The following is a 20708-nucleotide window of genomic DNA, read 5'->3' as shown; positions in this document are numbered from 1 at the left end:
GCGGGGATGGCTGCTCTCTATCGTCGCTACGGCACTCGTGGTGCCCTGCGCGCTCTTCGGGAGCCTTCTGATGCTGACGATGGAGATGGTCAGCGGAGCGGCCGGCGGAGGCGGGCACGTGACCTCTTGTGGCGGACGCGGAGGGGCACCGTCGACCGCCTTGACGAAGCTGACCGTGCCCACGCGAACGTCGACCAGCAGCATCGAGCTGTCCGCCGGCCAGCTGCAGAATGCGGCGACGATCATCTCAGTCGGTCAGTCGATGAACGTGCCCCCCGCGGGGCTCAAGGTGGCCTTGATGGTGGCGCTGCAGGAATCGACCCTGCGGAACCTCGCCAACACGACCGTGCAGGCTTCGCTGGCGTACCCGCATGACGACACCGGACACGACCACGACTCCGTGAACATGTTCCAGCAGAGGCCGAGCGCCGGGTGGGGAACCGTTGAGGAGCTGATGCACCCCGAGTACGCCGCCAAGGCGTTCTTCGGCGGCCCGGCCGGCCCGAACAACGGCTCGCCGCGCGGCCTGCTCGACGTGCCCGACTGGCAGCAGATGGCCCCGACCGATGCCGCTCAAGCAGTGCAGGTGTCTGCGACTCCGAGCGCGTACGCGCGATGGGATAAGGCCGCCGACGAGCTCATGTCCGCCGGCGGTGCCGGCAAGGTCAGCTGCACCACGGACACCGTCGGCGGCGGCGGGTCGTGGAAGGCCCCCAACGGGAAGACCGGGCAGGACCTCGTCACGTACGCCGAGCAGTTCGTCGGGAAGGTGCCCTACTCCGGTGCGTGCGGGAGCTCCGGAAGCCCGACCGCCGGCTGGTGCTGCACGGGGTTCGTCTACTACGTCTACCACCAGGTGCTCGGCATCGATCTGCCGAGCACGGTCGTGAGCGGGCAGCTGGCGATGGCGACTCAGATCCCGGCCTCCCAGGCTCAGGCCGGGGACCTCGTGGCGTGGGTAGGTCACCACATCGGGATCTACGACGGCAACGGCGGGCTGATCCACTCTCCGGACTGGGGTCGCAAGCTCGAGCACGCCAAGAGCTACGACTTCACGATCGGCGGTGCAGGGCCCACGTTCTACCGGGTCAACGCCTTGGGCTCCGGGAGCTGGTGACGATGCGATCACGTCCTCGTCTCCTGATCGCCGCGGCTCTCACCGTCGCCGCTCTCCTCGGCGCGGGCGGGGCATGGCTCCTCGGTCCGCATGCGCATGACGCTCCGTCCGCGGAGTCATCCCCGTCGGAGACGGCACCTGTCCCGGTGCCCGTGGCGACATCCGGCACCGCGCCGGCGCCCGCTGCGCCGGCCGCACTCGGCCCCGACGCCTTGACGGCAGCCGGATCGGAGATCTCCGTGGGGTTGCCGGCCACGGTGACGCTCAACACGGGAAGCGGCGACATCGTCTACGCCCGGGTCACCCTGCAGGAGCTCGCCGAGCTCGCACCATCCGATGCGGCCGCGGTGGTCGCCGCTGTGCCGGCGGCGACGGGGTTCACCACGGTGTACGCGATGCCTGCCACCCTCACGGTGCTCAGCATCGCCACGGCGGACGGCGCCCCGACCTCCGCCAGCTCGCTGAGCGCCGGCGACCTGGCCCGGTTCAGCATCGCCGTCCGGCCCGGCAGCGATCCCCTCCCGTCGACCGGAACGGTGTCCTCGCGCGGCTGCTCCGGTCTCTCCGCGTCCTCGACGGCGATCCATCCAGGCAGCGGCCTGCAGTGGTGCCTTCACGCGTTCTCCGGCGGCACCGTCGCCGGGACTCCTACTGGCGGGCAGTACCAGGCCGCCACCGGCCGCTACGTCTCCCCCGTGACCTGGGCATCCCAGACGTTCCGGCCCACGTCGGAGATCCCGTGACGGATCTGACCCACTCGGCCCCTCCCAGACCACCCCTTCTAGGTGAGAGCACCAGCGAAAGGACATCTCATGCGCAACGGCAGCAGTAGCCACAGCTTCATGGACTGGATCATCATGTGCGGAGCCGCCGTCCTCATCCTGCCGCCCCTCCTCGCACATCTGCTGCCCCAGGTGCAGCAGGCCCTCGTGACCGCGCAGGTGCTCGTCGACCACGACGTCGTGGTCCCGATCGGCGTCGGCGCCGGGCTCGATCTGGGACGCACCGTGCTGGTCGCCGGCGCTGTGCTGCTGTTCGTGCTCCTCACCGTGACCGTCCTGCGCCGCCGGGCGGCCCGCACGGACGACCGGACCCGCTCGTGAACTCCGGCCCGGTCTCCTACTCACCGCTGCCCCGCATCCCAGGATGGAGCACGCCCGTGCTCACCCTGGGAGCCGTGGGCACCATCGCGGTCGGCGCGGGGATGGTGACCGACAACCCCGGCCTCGTCACGGGCGCCGTGACGGGCACCCTGCTGACGTCTGCCGGCGCCATCGCTCTGAACTGCCAGCACCGCCGCCGCCTGGAGCTGGCCGACATGTACCTCCTCAAGCTGTCCCCGCAGCTCGGCTGGCCAGCCCCCGACCGTAAGCACCTCACGGTCTCGGGCTGGCGAGGCGGGTGGATCGGCACCCCGAAGAGGATCAAGATCCGGTTCAACCCGCTCGCCGACGAGAGCGCGCCGCAGATCGTCGCGGAGGCCCGGCGCCTGGCGAAGAGGCTCTTCGGCACCAGGTACCGGGCCACGCGTCAGGACGACCGGAAAGGCATCCTCGTACTCACCCGCCTCGACTCGGCAGCCGAGTCGAACACGGACGTGCAGATCGAACGCGTGAAGACCCTGACGTCGAAGATCTTCGGCGCCGACAGCACCTGCAAGACCCGCTTCGCCGACAGCGGGGAGCTGCGCGAGATCACGGTCACGTTCGAGGTCAGCCACCGCCTGGCCTCCGCAGCCCTGCGAGCACGGATCGAGACGCAGATCTCGGCCATGTTGCACGGTCGGTGGCGTGCGTTCTGGGACCTCCAGAACGACACCGTTCGCCTCGAGCTCCGACCGCAGCTGAAGACCTACATCCCGAACCCCAACATCGCGCCCGACGTGGTCGACCCGCTCAAGACCTACGACGAGCTCGAAGTGCCCGTGGCGATCGACGAGGACGGCAACACGATCGTCTGGAAGCCGAAGGACGACCCCCACGGGATCGTCACCGGGAAGACCGGCAAGGGCAAGACCGTCGCCCTGCTGAACATCGTCATGTATCTCGCCGCATGCGGTTGGAAGGTCTGGGGCATCGACGGCAAGCGCATCGAGCTCCTCGGGCTCCGCTCCCACCCGAACGTGCAACTACTCGCCGGCCGCGTCGACCACCAAGCCCGAGTCGCGCACGAGATGTACGAGATGATGCAGCGCCGCTTCGAGCAGTACGAAGCCGGCCTGGTCAAGCTCGAGGACTTCGAGCCCGTCCTGTTCGTCATCGACGAGTACAAGACGTTCCGCAACGCGGTGACCGCCTGGTACCGCACCGTGAAGCCCAAGGGTGCCAGCACCGTCCCGGCCACGCTGAACGAGATCTCCGACTTCGTCAGCCTCGCCCGCAAGGCCCGCATGCACCTGATGCTCGGCCTCCAGCGCCCCGACGCCGAGTTCCTCACCGGTGACATGCGCGACAACTTCAACTTCCGCATGAGCTTCGGCCGCCTCTCCCCCGACGCCGCGAAGATGATGTGGGACTCCTTCTCCACCGGCGTCACCATCCCCCTCAACGCCAAGGGTCGCGGCATGGCCGTCAACCGCGACGGCGTCCCCGTCGAAGTCCAGGCCTACTGGACGCCCGACCCCTACCAGACCGACCCCGAGAACCCCGACGTGTGGGTCTTCCCCAACGACCTGCAGATCATCGAGCAGCTCCAGCCGAAGGTGCGACTGCACGAGAACATGCGGATCATCGACCCCGAGGACACCGGCGACTGGGTCGATCTCGACGGCAAGGACGACAAGGACGCCCCCAACTTCAACGACTACATGGACGCGCGGATCACCACCGTGTCCGCGGCCGACGCGGCGCCGAAGCGGAGGATGGCGGGGGTCTTCGAGTCCTCCTCGAAGGTAGCCGTGCTGGAGCGGATCACGACCGACAACGAGGAGCCGGAGATCCCCGATGAGGACGAGCTCTTCGCCGGCTACAGCCCCGCCCAGGAAACCGGCATCGACGACCTCCTCGGCGACGATGGCACCTTTGAGCACGAGGGCGCGCTCGTGCTCGTCGACGAGGGCAGTGACAGCTGGGGCCTCATCGACTTTCTCGAGGTCGGGCTGGACGATGAGGGCGACGTCGAGATCTCCTACCGGGACTTCGCGACCGGTGAGCCTGGGTCGCTTTCCGTGCCCGGATCCGAGCCTCTGGTGGTGCGTCTACCCGACGCCGGCGTCTCGTGAGTGGCCTGAAGACCCGACACGCCCAAGGTGATGGCCTGGACTTATATGTGCATGCACGGTTAAGTGGGCCTTATGTCCTCCTACCGCCGTCCCCGCGACTCCATGGCGGAGCCTGCGCGCCCCGGTTGGCTGATCGAGCAGTCCTCCAAGGACCGCATCGAGAAGCTGGCAGATCATCTGCACATGTCGGCGTCCGAGTTCGTGGACGAGATGGTCACTCATCTGGAGATCGACGATCGCGGCGTACCGACGTGGTGGACACGTCCCGTTCCGACGAACGATGGGGAGTTGCCTATCGACTCGGCTTAACGAGGAAGGCCCCCCGCTTGCGCGAGGGGCCTAAAGCTCTGGTTCTGAACCTTCTGTTGCTTGGCGGCCACGAGGTTCCGAACTCTTCCAACTCAGCACCGGTAGTCAGCCGGGGCTTTGTCGTACCACCCCGGAGTACCGAGGAGGTGTTCACATCGTAACCCCACTGCTGGGAGTTCCGCATGCCCATTTTGGGTCTGCCGCGCCCCAGTTCACCCCGATTTCGCTTCCTGACCCTGCAACACCGCGTGTTGCAGGCAGCAACACGGCCGCAACACGGCGTGTTGCCACCAGCAACACGACAGCAAGCTCCGAGCAATATGTGAGCTTGCCGCCGGACGGGTCGCCCGCGTTGGCGGCACGGTGGGACGACTTCCAGCGCGCCGAGGTGCACCGGGAGACGAACCCTCCTGGGGCTCCTGAGCGGCCGTCGACGTCGTGGTCACTGCCGGTCCCCGAGGGTGCCTACGCCCGCGTGCCGGCATGGTGGAGCAAGGCTGAGTTCCTGGCTCTGGCTGTCGCGAGAATCCACTCCGAGGAGGGTCTCGCCATCCGCGCGACGTTCACCGGATCGCGGACGGCATCCGCTTCGAAGCTCGAGGGCGTCCTCCAGGTGCTCGCCGACGCGGCCGACTACGAGACCGGACGCTGCGTGACGGTCACCAACGCCACCGTGAGCGCTCGCGTGGGCTGTGACGTCCGTACGGTGCAGCGGTCCTCGCGGATCCTGGAAGCGCTGGGGCTCGTGGTCGTCCTCGTGGCGGGCCGGCGCCTCAACGAGCAGGAGCGCGTCGAGGCGAAGGCGTTGCACAACGGGAACCAGTTCGGTGCGGGCTCGGTCCGGGCGCTGACGGTGTCCCGCGAGCTCGCTCAGAAGCGGATTGTCACCCTACCTAGCACCAGCACTTCTTCTTCTACATCTCACCCCCTTAAGACCTCACCAAGGCGCGCAGGAGCGCGCTCGACCGCCGCTACGCGGCCGATGCAGCGAAGAAGTCATCCCCGACCCGGTGCCAAGCCGGCGCCCGTACGCACATTGGCATTCCGCCGGCTTGCCGCGGAGCTCGATGCCGTCGACGAGGCTGCCGCCCGAACGGGTCGGGTACTGGGTCGGTTCACGCAAGGCCGGTCGATCGAAGGCCTGTATCGCACCCTCGAGGCTGCCCACATCAACGAGACCATGTCCGCCGCCGAGATCTTGGACGTTCTGCGGTACCGCCCGGGGATGCGGCTGCGCGACGGACTCGCGTGGCTGAACGGGCATGCCTGGGTCCGCGCCCAGATCGCGTTCTACCGGGACAGGCCGGCATCCTCCGTCGACGGACGCCCAGAGGTCCTGTCTCCCGGCGCCGAGATCCTCGAGGAGCGCGACGCGCGCTGGGCGCGTGAGAAGGCGCAGGCAGACGAACGCCGTGCCGCGGCCGCGGAGGCCCGAGCGGAGGAGGCCCGCGTACGCGCCAAGCTGCGCGAGGAGCAGGACGCCATCGACGCCGTCCTGGCCCAGATGCGCCGTGACTTCTCCCCTCGCCGAACTTCATCCCGGCGCACGGTGTCCCCCTCGGCCCCTGCCCGGGCGTAGACGCCGGCGGGTACTCCAGGTGGCATGCCCATCACAGCCGCGTTCGCGCCCGCCGCGGGCGTGAAGGTCGCGCTGACGCGCACGGACGGTCAGACGCCGTCGGTGACCACCACCGACTGCAGCCGGCCCAGGGCACGATGCTGGCCTGGTTGATGCAGCGCCCGTGAGACGTCGTCGCATCCACGCACCCGGAGCGCCGGTGGCCGGAGACAGGACTCCGCCGCGATCGAACGGCAGTGATCGGGCAGGACGGCCGTGGCCTTGCTGCCAGCAACACGCGAGCAAGCTCTGAGCTGGCTGCTGGTGGCGCCTTCCATGGGCGGGTGTATTGAAGGAGAGCCCTGGAAGGGTTGGTCGGTCCGCTTCACCCTTCGGGCGAGCCTCCCGACCAAGCCTACCGGGGATGTCAAGAAATATTGCTGGCGACTTGCTCCTGGCTTGCTCGCAGCTGGCTGCCGACTTGCTCGCCGCTGGCCGCTGGCAACACCCGGGCATGCCGCCTGCAAGCTCGCCCCACGGCGTCCGGACATGACGGTGCCCCCGGCCGACTCGACCAGGGGCACCGTCATGCTGCGTGAGGAGGGCGCTACGAGGCGGGGCGCCTCTTCGAGGCCTTCTTCTCCTCCTCAGCCGCGAACTCGGCGGCCAGCTTGTCGGCCATCGCGCTCACCGCCTCAGCGGAGTGCTTCCTGCCGTACGTCGCCCGGATCGCCTGGATCACGATGGTGTCCTTGAACGTCCGCTCTCCGCGCTCCTTCGCCGCCTGCACCTCGAGCTCGATCAGCGCCAGCACGTCGAACCGGAACCGGTACGTCACCGCCTTCCGCTCAGGCGCGACCACACGAGGCTGCTCCAGCGCCTCTGGGGCACCCGAGATCGCCGTGATCTGCCTGTCCTCCTCCTCGATCTGCTCCCTCGAGACGCTCGTCTTGTGGGACGCGAGCTTCGTCCAGTCCGCCCCTCGTGCGTTCGTCACTTCTCGTCCTCCGTGTCCACGGGCTCGGTGGCCGCTGCGTCATGCGTGGTGTCGTCGTCAGCGCTCGGGCCGGCGATGATCTCCTCGAGCACGGCCGGGTACACGCCCAGATCCCGGGGCACGGTGCCCATCGCCTGGCTGTACAGCTCCTTGAAGGGGACGTGCGTGTCGAATACACGCATGCCTTGGGCCTTCAGGCCCTCACGCGAGGTGCGCAGGCTGATCGTGTTCTCCCGTGTGCGGGTGATGAGCACCGACAGCTCCAGGTGCGGGCGCATGACACCGACCTCGGCCGCAGCGTCGATCGTGGACTGCATGCGCGAGATGTCCCCGGGCGTCGGTCCCACCGGCACGATGAGGTGGTCGGTGACGGCGAGGGCCTGGCGCAGGATCACCGGATCGTGAGGGCCGGTGTCGATGATGAGGTGGCTGGTGGGGTTGTAGTCCTTCACGCGCTTCGCGAGGTGCTGCGACGCCCAGTAGACAACCGTGATGGACGCCGGCCACTCCTCGCCGGCGAGCTCGCTCCAGTCGAGCGTGGTGCCGTTCGTGCTGTCCGCGTCGATCAGAGTGACCTGCTGACCGGTGCGCCGCTGGAGGGCGAGGGCGAGTTCGACGGAGGTCGTGGAGCGGCCGACGCCACCCTTGAGGCAGCCGACGGTGAGCCGCAGCGGTGCGTCGAGAGGGCGGACGTCGGGCGGGGTGGTGCTGACGGGTGAAGTCATCGATCACACCTTTCTAAGTGCTTGCTACTGTACAGCTCAGAGCTTGCTCGCGTATTGCAGTTTGTGCGTGTCATGAAGATCGTGGAGGAGTGGGGGTCCGGGTGCGACGCGTGCGGCCGCGGGCCTGCTCGCGGAAGTACCCGGGCGTCTTGGCCTTCTCGTACACCGTCATCGTCACGCCCGTGATGGGCGTCGAGGTGACGTCGAGGTTCGTGTACCGCTGAGCGGACTCGGCGCTGAGCCACGCGAGGGCGTTCCCGTTGGCCTCATTGATGCGCTGCAGCATCGTGGAGGCGTTGTAGTCGTTGACCTCCATGACGCGGCCGTTCGCGTACGTGAGGCGGGTCCTGATGAGCTTCTGGGTATCGCGGGCCTGACCACGAGCCGCAGCGCGGACGCGGTCGAGGATCTCCCGGTCCGCGGTGGCGCGACCCTTGGCGTCCTTGCTCTTCGGGATGTTCAGCTCGTGCTGGCGGCCGCCGCCGGCGAGGTAGGTGGTCGACCGCAGCCGGCCGCCCTGCTTGGCCGAGGTGTAGCGCCCGCCCGTGTCCACTGGCGGTGCGCTCTTAGTCGCGGCGCCCCTCTTCGTGCGCACGGGCACGAGGGTGTTGTCCCGGGTCCGGCGCCGCGGAGGCACCGTCGTCGCGCGTCCGGTATCGGCCAGCTCGAGCAGCGTCGCCCGATACACGCCACCGCTGGTCTCGCCGTTCAGGATCTTCCGCACCATGCGAGGGCTTCGCTGCAGCTCCGCGGCGATCTCCGCCGTGGTCACGCCGCGGCCCCGAAGCGTCTGCACGAGCTCCAGAGCAGAGCGTGTGTCCTCGGCCATCAGTCCGCCTCCGACACACGCGGCGCCCACGCGCCCGCGGGTCCGACCCTGTCGGCTCGCGCGCGCAGGGCGGTGCGTGCATCTAGCGTGGCCGGGGTGTTGAAGGAGCCTTCGATGACGCTCACCAGGCGCAAGCGGCCGGTCTTGCCGTCGTCGCCGCCATCGTGCTCCTGGGGAAGGCTCCACTGCGGCACGTGCGTCGTGTAGAGCGCGTCACCGTTGATACCGATGAGCGTGTGCGGGGCCAGCTTGAGCGCGCCGCCGGTGTGGTTCCCGAAGGCGGTGGGAGCGTCGAGTACACGCGCACGTCCACGGCCCCAGATCTGCCAGGCGAGCTCGGGGTGGTACATCCGCTGCGTGCGGGTGTTGATCGTGCTGGGCACGCGGAAGATGTAGAGCTCACCGTGACGCTGGACGCTGCGCTGGAACTCCGGCGGGATCTCCATCGGGTTGGTGACCACGCGCGTCTGCTCGCGGCCCGAGGACGCCAACGCACCGATCGTGTAGATCATGATCGAGCGCAGCGCCGTGCTCAGGGCACGCTGCATCGGCACCGGGATCTCCGGGTTCTGCGTGACGCGGTCCCGAGCCCTGATCATGCGCTCGGCGAAGGTGTCCAGCGGCTTGGCCTTCTGGAACACGATCGCCTCGAGGGGATCGATCAGCCAGCCGGCGTTGAGCGCCACGGAGATCTCGGCGGCATCCGCCCAGGTCTCCCCCGTCGCGCCTGGACGATTCGGGTAGTACCAGCCGTCCTCGACGCGGAAGTGCCGCATCCCGAGGATCCCGACATGCCTCCAGTCGGCCGGCACGGTGAAGCGCACGTGGTACCTGGCGCGCGCGTACGGATTCGTCGTCATGAGTTCGTAGGCGGCCGACCTGTTCAGCCGGACTGCAGGGCCGATGCCCAGCTCGCGGCAGAGGGCCGCGTACATGAAGCGGCCGTCGACGTGGGCGAACGTCGAGATCTTCCGGGTCTTGACGGGGTCGATCATCGGCACGCAGTCCTCGTGCTCCTCGAAGCTGGGGCCGGCGACGAGGTGCTCGTAGTGGTGCTGGCCGCTGGTGCGGTGCTGCTCCTCGTCGATCTCTTCCGAGATGGGGACCGGGTTCACGTTCTTCGGTAGCGACCAGGCCCACAGGTTCGTGCCGGTGGCGGCAGGGCTGAGCATCAGGCGGGCGCGCTCATCGACGGACGCGATGACAGCTGCCAACGTGTCCCAGGTCAAGCGGGCCTGCGCCGGCGTGAGGGGAAGGTCGCCGAACCACTCCGCCACGGTGCGCACCTCGACCTTGTGCCCGGTCGTCGCGTGCTGGAAGCGCCCGGTGGGGGGAACCCCCGCCCCGATCCAGTGCGTGCCGGGCGTCCAACCTGGCGTCTGCACGTACAGCCAGTGCCGCACGCCAGGAGCCGGCTCCGGGACGCGGCCGCTGAGCATGATGCGCGTCGCCCCGTAGCTGGCCGCTGTGTCGAGCAGGTCGGTCAAGTTCGGGTTCTTCCGGCGCTGACCGATCTTCGGCTTCACGCTCGTGCCGTCGCTGGTCACACCCTGACCGGTCGTGTGGTCGACCCAGATGGTGGGCACATCCTTCGGCGTCCACCCGTGCGGGCGATAGTCGATGTCGCTCATGCGGCACCCCTTCCTGACATGTCCATCCTATGCGAGCTGCAATACGCGAGCAAGCTCTGAGCAATACGCGAGCAAGCTGGCAGCAATACGGGAACCCCGTCCGGGCGCGACCTACGCCTGCGGAGCGGGTGCCGCGGACGGGTCAATGCCATCAGTGCCGGCGGTGTCCCCAGCGGCGAGCTTCGCCCGCATGTTGGTCTGCGCGGCGATGAGGCCGTTCTGCGTCATGTTCAACAGGATCGCGATCTCGTTCCACGTGAGGCCGGCCTCGTGTGCGCGGTCGGCGAGGTGAAAGCGCTGCGTGCGGAGTTCGTGGAGGCGGTCGATCTCGGCCGCCATCTTGCGCAGTTCTTCACGAAGGTTCTCGAGGTCAGCAGTCATGCGTCCAGCCTACCCAACGGCCTTGCACAGACAATATTTGTGGGGCGACCCTCTTCCGGTGGCATCAGGAACATGCAATCCTGGACGCATGAACCGTGATGAGCTCGTCAACCTCGCTCGCGACATCGCCACCCGCGCCCATGCGGGGCAGGTCGACAAGGCCGGCGTGCCCTACATCCGGCACCCGATCGCCGTGGCTGCCCGGCTGCTCGCGCGCTACCCGGACGCGCCGGCAACGGCAGAGGCCGCGGCTCTGCTGCACGACGTGCTCGAGGACACCGACGTCACAGCCGACGATCTGCTCACCGCAGGCATCCCCCAGGAGGCGGTGGACATCGTCGTCGCCGTCACCAAGGTCCCTGGCGAGTCGACCGAGGACTACTTCGCCCGGGTCCGCGCGCTCCTGTGGTCGCGCCGCCTGAAGGAGGCAGACATCGACGAGAACACGGATCCCGACCGCCTCGAGCTGCTGGACCCGGATACACGCACCCGCATGGAGGGGAAGTACCGGCGCAGCCGTGCCCTCCTCGCCGATCAGGACGCCTGAGGCGTGTGCCTGTCGTGCGCGGAGGGCGGCAGACGGTGCCGCGACGCTCGCCGACTGAAGAGCATGGCTACCGGCGACCTGGCCCCGGAGCCTGGCGATGACCGTCCTGACGTGGCATGGCGCCAAGACCATGCGGAACCTGCTCCCGCCGCACTCTGGGACACCTACTCCCCCGCAGTCGCCGCCGAGGCCGTCGCCGTCATCGCCGAAGCGCGAGACGTCGAGGCATCGACCACGAGCGACTTCCTGGAGGCCCTCCCTCCTGGTACACGCGCCCAGGGCCTCGAGTTCCGGATGAAGAGCCCGTCCTCGCTCGCCCGCAAGCTGCAGACGAAGACCGGCGCCGGCGTCATCGACCCGAACGAGCCTCAGGCCGTCCGCAAGGTCTCCGACCGACTCACCGACGTCCTGCGGTACACGGCCGTCACCGCCGACCACGAGCATCTCCCGGCCGCGGTGACCGCGACCGTGACGCGGCTCCAGCGGCGCGGATACACGGTGGTGCAGGCAGAGACGTCCTACGTCGACGGGAACCCCTACAAGGGCGTCCACCTCCTCGTCCGCAAGGGCACCGGGCGGCCGATCGAGATCCAGCTGCACTCGGAGCTCAGCCAGCGCATCAAGGATGAGAACCACGTCGACTACGAGATCGAGCGCGATCTGCGCCGGCCGCTCCCGGAACGCGCCGCCGCCCGCCAGCGCATGATCGAACGCTCCGCGACCATCCGCACTCCCCCAGCCCTACAGGACGCCACCCGCATCGGCGGCGTTCCGCTCGTAGTGAAGACCTACCCGAACCCGTACCGCTCGACGCACAATGAAGAAGACGGAGGTGGCACACCATGACGACGTTCTACGCGGTCAGCAACGACCAGACACAGGCGTGGGTTGCCGCGCGCGAAGATACCGGCGACCGGCCAGTGCTCGTCTGGCTCGCGAACGATCGCACCTGGCGGCGCAACCCGTTCCTCGAGGAGGAGTTCTACGCCTTGGACCGCGACATGCGCTTCGAGGAGATCTCCCCCACCGACGCCGCCAAGCAGATCCGCGATTGGCCGAAGCTCAACGCCACGACCGCCGGGTGGATCCTCCGCCGGCTGCAGGAGGAGGCGCCCGTGAGCTCTGATGAGCTCGGGATTCCCCGCGCCCACGCCAAGAGGCCCACTCTCGACCTCGCCGCGCAACTCCGGGACGCACACGGCGAGTGGATCGCCGTGAAGATCTACGTGCACGGCGAGAGCCCCGGCGTCCACGGCGCCCGCGGACTCACCAGCGACATCAAGCGCGGGAAGAGGGCCGGCCTCCGGGCCCTCGGCCCCCTCGATGCCCGCTACCGCACCACCTCCGACGGAATCCTCGTGGAAGCACGCGTCAAGCCCGCGGACTCAATCGAAACGATCGGCGCATAAGGAACAGCAGAACTTGGACGCAGCACTGCGCCGATCAAGGAGAGCGGGCTGCAAGACCGCGTATTGCTCACAGCTTGCTGCCGTATTGCTTGCAGCTGTCTGCTACTCGTCAGCCAAGTCGATCAGGTGCCGCAGCGCCGCGTGCCAGTCGTCCGTCGTCGGCATGGACGCACCCTCGTCTCCAGCCGGCGTGGATGAGTAGTGCATCCACCGCTCGTTGCTGGTGGCGTCGGTCTGAGCCAGCGTCCCGAGGTAGGTGTCGCCGTCGTAGACGCGCCATCGCTCGGACTCCTGCTCCTCGAGTCGGTACGTCTTGCCGGCGTAGCTGTACTGGCCCTCTGCCGCTTCCGGTCCGTCTTCCATGGTCGTCAGCGTACGACTGCGCGCAAGCGATCGGCGGGACGAGGGCGATGGTCCCGGGGGAGTAGGTTCATACATGTCACTGCGGCGCATGACCGCCGGCAGTGTCCGCGCACGGCACTCGTGCGAGGAGGTTCGATGACGCGAAGGAAGGCACCCCATGGCAGGCATCCCCGGACCCGAGCTGGAGCTCGGCTTCCTCGGCTCCATCCGAAGGGGCCAGCTGCTGATCGCCGACGCCAACGGGGGAGGGGCCGAGTTCGATCTTGGCGACCCTGACCTGCAGCAGCACGTCCGGGACTGGATGACGGGCATCGTCGCCGACTACGCAGAGCAGATGGTCGACACCCTCGTGCCGGCGGAACCGGGGGAGTGAGCACCATGGCCCCGGGTCAGGCCTCGCCGGCGCCCGACGCCGTCGAGGAGTCGACGTCGACGCCGACGCCGACGCCGCAGGAAGAGCTCCTTGGGTACGCGGAGATCGCGCAGATGATGAACGTCAAGGTCGCCACGGTGTGGAACTACGCGGTCCGCCACGACCACTTCCCCCAGCCGGTCACACCTGCAGGCCAGCGTGCGCCCCGATTCCGCAAGAGCGACGTCGACGCCTACATTGCGGCTCGGAACGCTCATGCGGTCGGTGCGCCCGGACGTCCCGTCCTGACGATGGACGTCGGTGAGCGCGTCGACCCGACCGTGGGCGGCCGCGCCTCCGCCGCCATCCGGGCCCGACTTGCCGTCGCCGGCGCTCCCGGCCACAAGGACGTCGCGGAGGCCCTCGGGATCCGCAAGCCCGCCCTCAAGGCACGACTCCGCCGCGAGACGCGATGGAAGGTCGCCGAGCTCGAGCGCGTGGCGTCCCTGCTGGGCACCACGGTCGACGAACTCACCAGGGGTACCGACGCCTGAGCGCGACGGGACGGCCTACCTCGTCGTCTGGGAGGACACCCGTACCGTCCGCCTGCGTCGACGCGAGTCCCTCACCGAGCAGCCCCTCGCCTGGATGCGCGTGACCTGGGCCCCGCAGAGCGAGGCGGACCCGTACGAGCACCGGATCACGCGCATCGACCTGTACGCCCACGCGGACGCCGTCTCCGATCGCACCTGGCTGACCACTGCACGCACCATCGCGGACGCGCTGGGCGCCTGCGACCGACTACCCGAGCCGCAGTCGCGCCCCGCGGCGCCGCCCTTCGACTGGAGCGCGCACACCATCGAGCACAGCCCGAGCATCCCGTAGGCGGCGAGCGCCGCGAGTGGGGTCGAGGTTGGAGGGCATCCCTCTCGGGGGATGCAGTGTGTGCATCCCCTGGGCGAATGGGGTGTGGCTCCTTCCGGTGGTCGGGCTGTGCTGACATCTACTAACCTACCCAGCCCGGGCGAAGGTGTCAACCCCCTTAGGTCACACCGTCTGGTTCCCTCCTTCCTCTTGGTGCGGCGGTCGGCCAGGGAGGGGGTGGCATGTGCCACCCCCTCGATGCGCTAGGCGAAGCTGGTGTGGATTTCGTCCACGTCCCAGCGGTCCGCGCCGTTCTCGCGGAGGGAGTCCAGGAGCGAACCGGTTGAGATTTCGGCCTCGGCGATCTGCTCGGCCTCGTCGGAGGAGGTAGCGCTGACCGTGTCGGTGACTCGGATCGTGGCCCGGACGTACATGACCACGTCGTAGTCCTTCGAGCGGCGGGGGCCACCGAGGGCCTCGGCCAGGTCGTCGAACACGTCACAGTGCTCCGCTTCCGTGGCGGCCTCCTGAGCGGCCGCCCAGAACTCCATCAGCCGCGGGTCGTCGCCGCGGATCTGCTCGGAGCGAGCGGCCCTCAGGGCCTCGGTGAGTTCGACGATGCGGGCGGCGTCGGCGCGGGATCGTGCTTCGGCGTGCGCGAGGTCCCACGCGGCCTCGATGCTCTCGGCCGCGTGCCGGCCGGGGGAGGGGTTGTAGCCGCCCACGGTGAGGTGGTTCGGCAGCGGGGCGTAAGGGGCGATGAGTGCCATCGGTTCTCCTATCTGGTTGGTAGATCTGACATCTACAAACCTACGCATGACCACCGACATCGACGCCGGCACCGAATGGCTCGGCTGCTTGCTCGGGTATTGCTAGCAGCTTGCGGCCAGCAAGCAGATGTGCGATAATGGGGTCATGCAGACGACACAGATCCCCACGAAGACGGTCCGCATCCTCGACCTCGACCGGCAGCACAAGATCCCCTACGGCACGAACGAGTACGGCGACCCGGTCACGGACGCCGACGGCTTCATCGCCCTCTTCGACGCATGGGAGGACACCCGGGACGCACATCACGCAGGCGGCTACGTCCGTGGCGATGACCGGGAGGAGACCTTCACGGTCGCGTGGCACGACGGCGACGAGATGAACATCGTGAGGTTCGAGGCGGACTGGTACTCCGTCACCGAGGCAGACGATGTCGTGGGCCCCCTGTACTCCCTCGCCAACGCCCCCTTCGACATCGCCGTCGAGGACGCCGCTGCGTGACGCCCTGCGTCGTGCCGCCCGGATCTCGACGCGCGTCCACCCGCTCCACGACAGAACGGACTGACTCATGAACGGAATTCGCTGTGGCCTCGACGGCGTCACCGACGTCATAGAACTCGATGACGAGCACCTCCTCGCGCAACTCCAAGAGGCGGTAGGGGGAACCATCGAGGTACTGGAGGTCACGCCGGCCTGTGATCTGGTGATCGACGAGGAGGGCAAGCTCAAGGGCTACCCGCGGAACAGCGTCGCCACGGCGCTCGCCGAGGCGCTCGACATCGGTCTCGCGCCGGGTGACTACATCGCCGGGCCCGCGGTCCTGATCGGCACGAACCCGGACGGGTATCTGGGACCCGTGCCGGCGCACGTGATGGAGGCCCTGATCTCCGTCAGCGGCCATCTCGCTCGCGAGGACGCCCCGCGACCGTCCACCACGGAGGAGCGGTGAGGACGTTAGCCTCGCACGCGGCAGAGGACGTGCCGTCGCCGACGAGTGGGAGGGCCTGATGTCGGATCCCTGGGCAGTCAAGCGGCAGGGCGACGACGCCGCGCTGGCGAGAAACGTCTCCTTCGCCTACGCAGGTGTGGCCACGGTGGCGTGGGTCGCCGTCGGGGATCCCGACGGTTTCGCGCTGGCAGCACACGCTGGCACGGTCGCGCTGCTTGTTGGCACAGGACTTGCCTTCTGGGCGCGTGCAAGTCGACACAGGGCGAACGCACGCGAGTGGCTGGAGTTGATCTACTCGAACTGAAGCCAGCGTCGGGTCCGGGGCTCGCCATGCCGCGGGGTGATTCTACTGAGTGATGTGGACCTGGTTCCTGGTCCAGGCGGCGAGCTGCACGGCGGCGGCCTGCCACGTGCGGGTCGGGCCGAACTCTCCCGGGAGGAGCCCGCCGAATCCGGCGCGTTCGAGGATGTGGGTGGTCCAGGTCCCGTCGTTCTGTTGGCGGAGCTCGGCGACGGTGACGAGCGGGTGGCCCTGGTGGCAGCGTCGCACGAGGGCCTGGCGGGGCGTGTCGGGGTCGAGAGCTGCGGCGTACATCGGGTGCCGCACGGGCGTCGTCGTGGCGGTGGGTGTGGTCGTGGTCATGGTGCTCCTTCGGGTTGGCGGCCGCGGATTGCGGCCCCATCTCTACTATCGACATCGGCCAGCCCACCCTTCGGTGGCTGGGGGGCTGGTGATGCTCTCTCCCGTACTATCGGCCGGTCGCGCGGAGACGTTCACGGGTGCTCATGCGGCCGTGGCCTCGGGGTCGCGGTGCGGGCGTCGGGGTCGTGCGGGGGTGCTGGCGGGCGGCCTGCGGCGCTCGCCGCGGACGGGTCCTCGGGGTCGGGTGCTCGGCGGCGTGCGGGATCCCGGCGGCATTCGCCGCCGGTCGCGGTGTCGATGTCGTGCGCGGGGTGCTGGTGCTCGCTGGGGCCGCGGCGTGCGTGCGGCGCGGGCCGGCTGCCGAGTGTCGATGTCGTGCGCGGGGTGCTGGTGCTCGCTGGGGCCGCGGCGTGCGTGCGGCGCGGGCCGGCTGCCGATGCGTCCGGTGGGGGCGGTCGCGGTGTCCTCGTGATCGGGCTGCTGCAACGTGATGGTCGTGAGCGGCGCTCGCCGTGGTGCGGCCGGACGGGTCGTGGTGGGGCTGTGCGGGGTGCTGGCCGAGGCGTCGGGCGCTGGCGGAGGCCGTCGGGTGCTGGCGGAGGCGGTCGGGCGCTCGCCGGGTGGTCGTCCACGCTGTGGTCGGCGCTCGCCGAGGCGTCCGGCGCTCGCCGGGTGGTCGTGCGGGCGGCGGGCCGGCGTCAGCCGCTGCCGCTGCGCGGTCGCGGTGCGGGCGGTCGCGGGGCTGGTCGACGTCGTGTGGCCGTCGTGTTCGGTATCGATCGCTGGCGGGGCTCGGGATCTGTGTGGGCGGCCTCCGGCGCTCGCGGGCGGTGCGGACGTGGTGCGGCGCTCGCCGTGGACCCGCGCGGACCCCATCGGGTCCTGCGAGGGTGTCGTGGGGTGTCGGTACCGTCGGCGCATGGATCAGGAAGCTCTGGATGCGACGATCGCTCATCTCACCGCGCGGATCGAGGCGGCGTCGCAGTCGAGCTTCGCCAAGGTCAGCATCCGGGCGGACCGGCAGCCGGGGTGGGCAGATGATGCGCTCGCGCGGGTGGCCGTGGTCATCGGCTCGGTGGACAGGATTCGCTACTGCGGTGGGTTTCTGGTGCCGAGCGAGGACAGGACGACGTGGGCCGTGGAGGTCGTCGCGATCACCGACGACGTCCTCGTGCGCGGGACCTTCAGCGCGGAGCGGGACTACCTCATGCTCGACGGCGACGTGACGGCGTGGCGCAGGTCCTCGATCGACCGGGTGACGGTCGACTGGGTCTTCCCGCCGGACCCTGAGGGGCAGCCCGACGAGGGGCAGCGGGGGTCGGCCTACGCGACGCTGGTCCTCGCCGACGGCGGGGAGATCGAGCTGCCGCCGCGGCAGGGCACCGGTCGCATGTGGGATCCGGAGTTCCTCGCGTTCCTCCCGGAGCTGCTGCGCTCGTAGCCCCCGGGGGTCGGGCCTCAGCCGCGGGGTGCTGGCGCCGCGTGCGGGCGGGGTTCGTGCTCGAGGTGCCCAGTCAGGGGCCGGCGCTCGCCGTGTGCGCGCCGGACGTCGGTTCCGGGCCTGTGGTCAGTTCCCGTCGTCCTACGTGAATATCCACCAGTGGGGGCCTTCGAGGGCTTCGTCGACGGTCCCGGCCGCGTTGCCGATGCTGAGCCCCTTCGAGTTGAGCACGCGCTCCTCCTCGGGCACCTCTGGCTGCCACGCCGTCGCCATGTACCGGACGTTGCCCGCGGCCTGGCCGAAGTCGAGCACCTCGACGCGCACGTCCACGCCGTGGTGGCTCATCGAGTACGTCGCGTGGACCTGGGCGGCCGACTCGAACCCGTGTCCGCTGAAGATCTCCACCGCACGATTCACATCCATGTTCACAGCACCGACGCTATCCGTGGCCTCGTGACGCGGCCCCTCCCCAAGCGGGGGCCGTGCTCGTGTTCTGTGTCGAGCTCGCGGGTTGTGCTGGGGATCCGTGTGGCGGCCGTCGGCGCTCGCCGGGTGCGGGCTCCGGGGTCCTCGCGCCGCGTTGTTGACGTCGTGCGTGGCCGACCGGCCGACTGGTCTGGTGGTGGCGGTGTGGTGCGGGAGCCCGGGGGCCGTGCGTTCCGCGTCGAGGACGGTCTCGATGATCCCGGCGTAGTGATGGGCGTCCGTCGGAGAAATTTCGACGGGGGCCGGGTTGGTGATGCTGTCGACCTCGACCTCGAGCTCGAATACGTCGCATGCGTGAATCGCGAGATAGACCAAGCGTTAACGAGTTACAAGATTGTATTCTCTCTGCTCTTTGAAAAACTCAGATAGCTTGATATACACCATTGTGCTCTGCTCTGTGGGGCGACGAGGGACTTGATCGGTCATTATCCCGTAAAGCATACCGGTATCCGGGTTAAATACAGGCCCTCCGGAATCTCCCGGAAGCAAAAAGTCAGTTGAGGAAGACGCTGCCTGATCTCCGCTATGAGGGTTCCTGAAGCCCGGCGGCCAAGCACGAACGGATAGGTTCCGCCAGTTAACCTGTACACCAGTGGTGCTACCGCTTGTAGCAAAAGCTTCATTCAGCCCGGGGTCACCGTACCCGATTACGGGTTGGCCATATATGCTCCGCGTTCTAAGCGACGCGGTGAGCACACGAGGAAGCGCGTTTGGCGTCCAGGTGGTCACCGGCAAGCAGTGGGGCGCGCCATGTGAAGAACTTCCACACGTGTACGACACGTGAACAATAGGATCGATTTTAATCAACGCTAGATCGACGTTATCTGATCTCCAATAGACCGTTCCAACGGGAGCGGTATTGCCATGACGAGATTCGAGCTCGTTTCGAACGAATACCCTCTCCCCTGTACGCGCAACACAGTGATTAGCAGTCACCACGTACCTGGTGGCGCGCTCTTTTGCAAAGAAAACTGAACTCCAGCTATTTTTTTGCACCACAGCACCAGCAGTGCAATCGCCGCCGAACTCGAATTCGAGCTGTGAACCCGCAACCACTGGTCGTGTCTGCCTGGCGCCCTCGGTAGCGAACGCGCTCGAACCCGTAGAAGTGACGGCCGCGAGCCCGAGAGTGATGAAAATGATAAGAAAGTAAAGACGGCGAGAAGGCGTTTTTGTCATTCAATTGAACTCTCTATGACGACTTGACATAAATATAAAGCGCATTAAACCACGTACATTGGGGATGCGCTTGCGCTTAAAGCACACTAAGAGGAGCTGTAAATTTACAGAGGTCTTAATCCGAAGTGCTCTGTTTGTCCACAGATCGGGTGCTGAACGTCAGCGTGAAGACCAAAACTGCCGCGTTGGTGGTGCGCCCGTTGCTGAGCGGTGCCGAGCGTCAGCGGCTACGTCCAGAGCTCACATGCCCCGAATGCGAGGCAGACGCGTACTTCGTACGCCGGGCGATCAACGGCCGGCCGGCGTGCTTCGGAGCCAGGCCCCACAACGCCGATTGCTCGCTCGCGACGACAAGCGGTGAGGGCGGCGCTGGCCATCTTGAGGATGTTGCGGCCATTGACGCCGAGGACGGCGGCCTGGTCCTCCGTCCCATGAACGCCGACGCGCCGGACCACGTCACGGACGAGGCGGACGACGACGCGAAGGCGCGTCGAGGTCAGCGACACGGCGGGACGCCTGTCCCTGGTCGGTCACGGCGCGGGATGAACCTCAACCGGCTCCTGCGGCGCCTGATCCGTATCCCCGGGTTCGCAACCAGCACTGAGCTCCTGACGCTGCCCGATGGCACACAGACCACCGTGCGCGACTGGTGCGTCTTCGCAGACCCCGCCGCCGCGACGCTCGTTGATCGTCGCCGCATCTTCTGGGGCACCATCCGATTTGCCAACACCGATGACGACAGCAACGGCGCGTGGCTGAACCTCGGACGAGGATCCCATCCCACCATCCGCCTCGAACGGGACCTCTTGGCGGCCGTCCTAAGCCGCATCCGCGCGCCACCAAAATCTCGGTACAGCTACTGGAATGTGCCCCATGCCCACAGCATAGGTCGCAAGAGCACGCGAGACGAGGGTTCGTGAAGCGTGCGTCGGGCTGGGGT

The 20708-nt window shown here is 68.1% G+C and carries 27 protein-coding genes; 17 read left to right on the top strand and 10 right to left on the bottom strand.

Features of this window, described 5'->3' with window-relative positions; all coding sequences use genetic code 11:
* Positions 1–160: 160 nt before the first annotated feature.
* The 6 genes from HDR73_RS11695 to HDR73_RS11670 all read left to right on the top strand — a co-directional run bounded on the left by HDR73_RS11695 (position 161) and on the right by HDR73_RS11670 (position 6225).
* Positions 161–1117, top strand: a complete 957-nt coding sequence (locus tag HDR73_RS11695; RefSeq protein WP_133064133.1) for a C40 family peptidase — start codon at positions 161–163, stop codon at positions 1115–1117.
* 239 nt (positions 1118–1356) lie between these two features.
* Positions 1357–1860: a hypothetical protein gene (locus HDR73_RS11690; RefSeq protein WP_133064134.1), complete on the top strand. Its 504-nt coding sequence runs from the start codon at positions 1357–1359 to the stop codon at positions 1858–1860.
* 69 nt (positions 1861–1929) lie between these two features.
* Positions 1930–2220, top strand: coding sequence for a hypothetical protein (locus tag HDR73_RS11685; protein WP_041465154.1), 291 nt, complete (start codon positions 1930–1932; stop codon positions 2218–2220).
* 56 nt (positions 2221–2276) lie between these two features.
* Positions 2277–4337 carry an FtsK/SpoIIIE domain-containing protein gene (locus HDR73_RS11680; RefSeq protein WP_041465155.1) on the top strand — a complete coding sequence of 687 codons (2061 nt, stop codon included), beginning with the start codon at positions 2277–2279 and terminating at the stop codon, positions 4335–4337.
* A gap of 72 nt (positions 4338–4409) precedes the next feature.
* The gene (locus HDR73_RS11675) at positions 4410–4646 is read left to right on the top strand and encodes a hypothetical protein (protein ID WP_012300404.1); all 237 of its coding nucleotides are present in this window, start codon (positions 4410–4412) and stop codon (positions 4644–4646) included.
* A 475-nt stretch (positions 4647–5121) separates the two neighbouring features.
* Positions 5122–6225: a hypothetical protein gene (locus HDR73_RS11670; protein WP_158309464.1), complete on the top strand. Its 1104-nt coding sequence runs from the start codon at positions 5122–5124 to the stop codon at positions 6223–6225.
* A 586-nt stretch (positions 6226–6811) separates the two neighbouring features.
* Here HDR73_RS11670 and HDR73_RS11665 read toward each other — a convergent pair.
* From HDR73_RS11665 to HDR73_RS11645, 5 genes are all read right to left on the bottom strand, one after another.
* A complete protein-coding gene (locus HDR73_RS11665; RefSeq protein WP_012300406.1) occupies positions 6812–7201 on the bottom strand; it encodes a hypothetical protein in 390 nt (129 codons plus the stop codon).
* Positions 7198–7926, bottom strand: coding sequence for an AAA family ATPase (locus HDR73_RS11660; protein ID WP_012300407.1), 729 nt, complete (start codon positions 7924–7926; stop codon positions 7198–7200). Before HDR73_RS11660 ends, HDR73_RS11665 begins: the two co-directional genes overlap by 4 nt.
* A gap of 70 nt (positions 7927–7996) precedes the next feature.
* Positions 7997–8755, bottom strand: a complete 759-nt coding sequence (locus tag HDR73_RS11655) for a hypothetical protein (RefSeq protein ID WP_012300408.1) — start codon at positions 8753–8755, stop codon at positions 7997–7999.
* Positions 8755–10386 (bottom strand): hypothetical protein, encoded by a 1632-nt coding sequence (locus HDR73_RS11650; protein WP_012300409.1) that lies wholly within the window; start codon positions 10384–10386, stop codon positions 8755–8757. Before HDR73_RS11650 ends, HDR73_RS11655 begins: the two co-directional genes overlap by 1 nt.
* Before the next feature lie 111 nt (positions 10387–10497).
* A complete protein-coding gene (locus tag HDR73_RS11645; RefSeq protein ID WP_012300410.1) occupies positions 10498–10767 on the bottom strand; it encodes a hypothetical protein in 270 nt (89 codons plus the stop codon).
* Positions 10768–10855: 88 nt separating this feature from the next.
* Between HDR73_RS11645 and HDR73_RS11640 the strand changes: the two genes are divergently transcribed.
* From HDR73_RS11640 to HDR73_RS11630, 3 genes are all read left to right on the top strand, one after another.
* Positions 10856–11314 carry an HD domain-containing protein gene (locus HDR73_RS11640; RefSeq protein ID WP_041465156.1) on the top strand — a complete coding sequence of 153 codons (459 nt, stop codon included), beginning with the start codon at positions 10856–10858 and terminating at the stop codon, positions 11312–11314.
* A gap of 111 nt (positions 11315–11425) precedes the next feature.
* On the top strand, positions 11426–12160 hold the full coding sequence (locus tag HDR73_RS11635) for a hypothetical protein (protein ID WP_133064136.1): 735 nt from the start codon (positions 11426–11428) through the stop codon (positions 12158–12160).
* Positions 12157–12723 carry a hypothetical protein gene (locus HDR73_RS11630; protein WP_012300413.1) on the top strand — a complete coding sequence of 189 codons (567 nt, stop codon included), beginning with the start codon at positions 12157–12159 and terminating at the stop codon, positions 12721–12723. Before HDR73_RS11635 ends, HDR73_RS11630 begins: the two co-directional genes overlap by 4 nt.
* Before the next feature lie 102 nt (positions 12724–12825).
* Here HDR73_RS11630 and HDR73_RS11625 read toward each other — a convergent pair whose 3' ends face one another.
* Entirely contained in the window at positions 12826–13086 is a 261-nt protein-coding gene (locus tag HDR73_RS11625) for a hypothetical protein (protein ID WP_012300414.1), read from the bottom strand.
* Positions 13087–13243: 157 nt separating this feature from the next.
* Between HDR73_RS11625 and HDR73_RS11620 the strand changes: the two genes are divergently transcribed.
* The 3 genes from HDR73_RS11620 (at position 13244) to HDR73_RS11610 (ending at position 14323) form a co-directional block, all read left to right on the top strand.
* Entirely contained in the window at positions 13244–13459 is a 216-nt protein-coding gene (locus HDR73_RS11620; protein WP_012300415.1) for a hypothetical protein, read from the top strand.
* 5 nt (positions 13460–13464) lie between these two features.
* The gene (locus HDR73_RS11615) at positions 13465–13992 is read left to right on the top strand and encodes a hypothetical protein (protein WP_012300416.1); all 528 of its coding nucleotides are present in this window, start codon (positions 13465–13467) and stop codon (positions 13990–13992) included.
* Positions 13993–14086: 94 nt separating this feature from the next.
* Complete coding sequence (locus tag HDR73_RS11610) at positions 14087–14323, top strand: hypothetical protein (RefSeq protein ID WP_012300417.1); 237 nt, start codon at positions 14087–14089, stop codon at positions 14321–14323.
* Between the two features lie 242 nt (positions 14324–14565).
* Here the strand turns inward: HDR73_RS11610 and HDR73_RS11605 are convergent, their stop codons facing one another.
* The gene (locus HDR73_RS11605) at positions 14566–15072 is read right to left on the bottom strand and encodes a hypothetical protein (protein ID WP_012300418.1); all 507 of its coding nucleotides are present in this window, start codon (positions 15070–15072) and stop codon (positions 14566–14568) included.
* A gap of 145 nt (positions 15073–15217) precedes the next feature.
* Between HDR73_RS11605 and HDR73_RS11600 the strand changes: the two genes are divergently transcribed.
* The 3 genes from HDR73_RS11600 to HDR73_RS11590 all read left to right on the top strand — a co-directional run bounded on the left by HDR73_RS11600 (position 15218) and on the right by HDR73_RS11590 (position 16323).
* The gene (locus tag HDR73_RS11600) at positions 15218–15571 is read left to right on the top strand and encodes a hypothetical protein (protein WP_012300419.1); all 354 of its coding nucleotides are present in this window, start codon (positions 15218–15220) and stop codon (positions 15569–15571) included.
* 67 nt (positions 15572–15638) lie between these two features.
* Positions 15639–16019, top strand: a complete 381-nt coding sequence (locus tag HDR73_RS11595; protein WP_012300420.1) for a DUF3846 domain-containing protein — start codon at positions 15639–15641, stop codon at positions 16017–16019.
* A gap of 58 nt (positions 16020–16077) precedes the next feature.
* Positions 16078–16323 carry a hypothetical protein gene (locus HDR73_RS11590; RefSeq protein ID WP_012300421.1) on the top strand — a complete coding sequence of 82 codons (246 nt, stop codon included), beginning with the start codon at positions 16078–16080 and terminating at the stop codon, positions 16321–16323.
* Positions 16324–16365: 42 nt separating this feature from the next.
* Here HDR73_RS11590 and HDR73_RS11585 read toward each other — a convergent pair whose 3' ends face one another.
* Complete coding sequence (locus tag HDR73_RS11585) at positions 16366–16662, bottom strand: hypothetical protein (protein ID WP_041465162.1); 297 nt, start codon at positions 16660–16662, stop codon at positions 16366–16368.
* 919 nt (positions 16663–17581) lie between these two features.
* Between HDR73_RS11585 and HDR73_RS11580 the strand changes: the two genes are divergently transcribed.
* On the top strand, positions 17582–18103 hold the full coding sequence (locus HDR73_RS11580) for a hypothetical protein (protein WP_041465163.1): 522 nt from the start codon (positions 17582–17584) through the stop codon (positions 18101–18103).
* A gap of 141 nt (positions 18104–18244) precedes the next feature.
* Here HDR73_RS11580 and HDR73_RS11575 read toward each other — a convergent pair whose 3' ends face one another.
* Positions 18245–18526 (bottom strand): hypothetical protein, encoded by a 282-nt coding sequence (locus HDR73_RS11575; protein WP_133064137.1) that lies wholly within the window; start codon positions 18524–18526, stop codon positions 18245–18247.
* Between the two features lie 381 nt (positions 18527–18907).
* Positions 18908–19768: a trypsin-like peptidase domain-containing protein gene (locus HDR73_RS11570; protein ID WP_012300425.1), complete on the bottom strand. Its 861-nt coding sequence runs from the start codon at positions 19766–19768 to the stop codon at positions 18908–18910.
* Positions 19769–19917: 149 nt separating this feature from the next.
* Here HDR73_RS11570 and HDR73_RS11565 point away from each other — a divergent pair, with 149 nt between their 5' ends.
* Positions 19918–20688, top strand: a complete 771-nt coding sequence (locus tag HDR73_RS11565; protein ID WP_133064138.1) for a hypothetical protein — start codon at positions 19918–19920, stop codon at positions 20686–20688.
* Positions 20689–20708: the final 20 nt, after the last annotated feature.

This window comes from Clavibacter sp., assembly GCF_014802555.1.
Classification (GTDB): Bacteria; Actinomycetota; Actinomycetes; order Actinomycetales; family Microbacteriaceae; genus Clavibacter; species Clavibacter sepedonicus.
Note: the sequence above shows the minus strand (reverse complement) of the source record. Positions and strands in the feature narration are given on the sequence as shown.

Bases quoted from the DNA above. Each gene is read 5' to 3' on its own strand.
- HDR73_RS11655 (WP_012300408.1), bottom strand. From the start codon at position 8,755: ATGGCCGAGGACACACGCTCTGCTCTGGAGCTCGTGCAGACGCTTCGG.
- HDR73_RS11585 (WP_041465162.1), bottom strand. From the start codon at position 16,662: ATGACCACGACCACACCCACCGCCACGACGACGCCCGTGCGGCACCCG.
- HDR73_RS11615 (WP_012300416.1), top strand. From the start codon at position 13,465: ATGGCCCCGGGTCAGGCCTCGCCGGCGCCCGACGCCGTCGAGGAGTCG.
- HDR73_RS11600 (WP_012300419.1), top strand. From the start codon at position 15,218: ATGCAGACGACACAGATCCCCACGAAGACGGTCCGCATCCTCGACCTC.
- HDR73_RS11580 (WP_041465163.1), top strand. From the start codon at position 17,582: ATGGATCAGGAAGCTCTGGATGCGACGATCGCTCATCTCACCGCGCGG.
- HDR73_RS11610 (WP_012300417.1), top strand. From the start codon at position 14,087: ATGCGCGTGACCTGGGCCCCGCAGAGCGAGGCGGACCCGTACGAGCAC.
- HDR73_RS11630 (WP_012300413.1), top strand. From the start codon at position 12,157: ATGACGACGTTCTACGCGGTCAGCAACGACCAGACACAGGCGTGGGTT.
- HDR73_RS11675 (WP_012300404.1), top strand. From the start codon at position 4,410: ATGTCCTCCTACCGCCGTCCCCGCGACTCCATGGCGGAGCCTGCGCGC.
- HDR73_RS11640 (WP_041465156.1), top strand. From the start codon at position 10,856: ATGAACCGTGATGAGCTCGTCAACCTCGCTCGCGACATCGCCACCCGC.
- HDR73_RS11605 (WP_012300418.1), bottom strand. From the start codon at position 15,072: ATGGCACTCATCGCCCCTTACGCCCCGCTGCCGAACCACCTCACCGTG.
- HDR73_RS11570 (WP_012300425.1), bottom strand. From the start codon at position 19,768: ATGACAAAAACGCCTTCTCGCCGTCTTTACTTTCTTATCATTTTCATC.
- HDR73_RS11650 (WP_012300409.1), bottom strand. From the start codon at position 10,386: ATGAGCGACATCGACTATCGCCCGCACGGGTGGACGCCGAAGGATGTG.
- HDR73_RS11590 (WP_012300421.1), top strand. From the start codon at position 16,078: ATGTCGGATCCCTGGGCAGTCAAGCGGCAGGGCGACGACGCCGCGCTG.
- HDR73_RS11595 (WP_012300420.1), top strand. From the start codon at position 15,639: ATGAACGGAATTCGCTGTGGCCTCGACGGCGTCACCGACGTCATAGAA.
- HDR73_RS11620 (WP_012300415.1), top strand. From the start codon at position 13,244: ATGGCAGGCATCCCCGGACCCGAGCTGGAGCTCGGCTTCCTCGGCTCC.
- HDR73_RS11645 (WP_012300410.1), bottom strand. From the start codon at position 10,767: ATGACTGCTGACCTCGAGAACCTTCGTGAAGAACTGCGCAAGATGGCG.
- HDR73_RS11660 (WP_012300407.1), bottom strand. From the start codon at position 7,926: ATGACTTCACCCGTCAGCACCACCCCGCCCGACGTCCGCCCTCTCGAC.
- HDR73_RS11685 (WP_041465154.1), top strand. From the start codon at position 1,930: ATGCGCAACGGCAGCAGTAGCCACAGCTTCATGGACTGGATCATCATG.
- HDR73_RS11575 (WP_133064137.1), bottom strand. From the start codon at position 18,526: ATGGATGTGAATCGTGCGGTGGAGATCTTCAGCGGACACGGGTTCGAG.
- HDR73_RS11625 (WP_012300414.1), bottom strand. From the start codon at position 13,086: ATGGAAGACGGACCGGAAGCGGCAGAGGGCCAGTACAGCTACGCCGGC.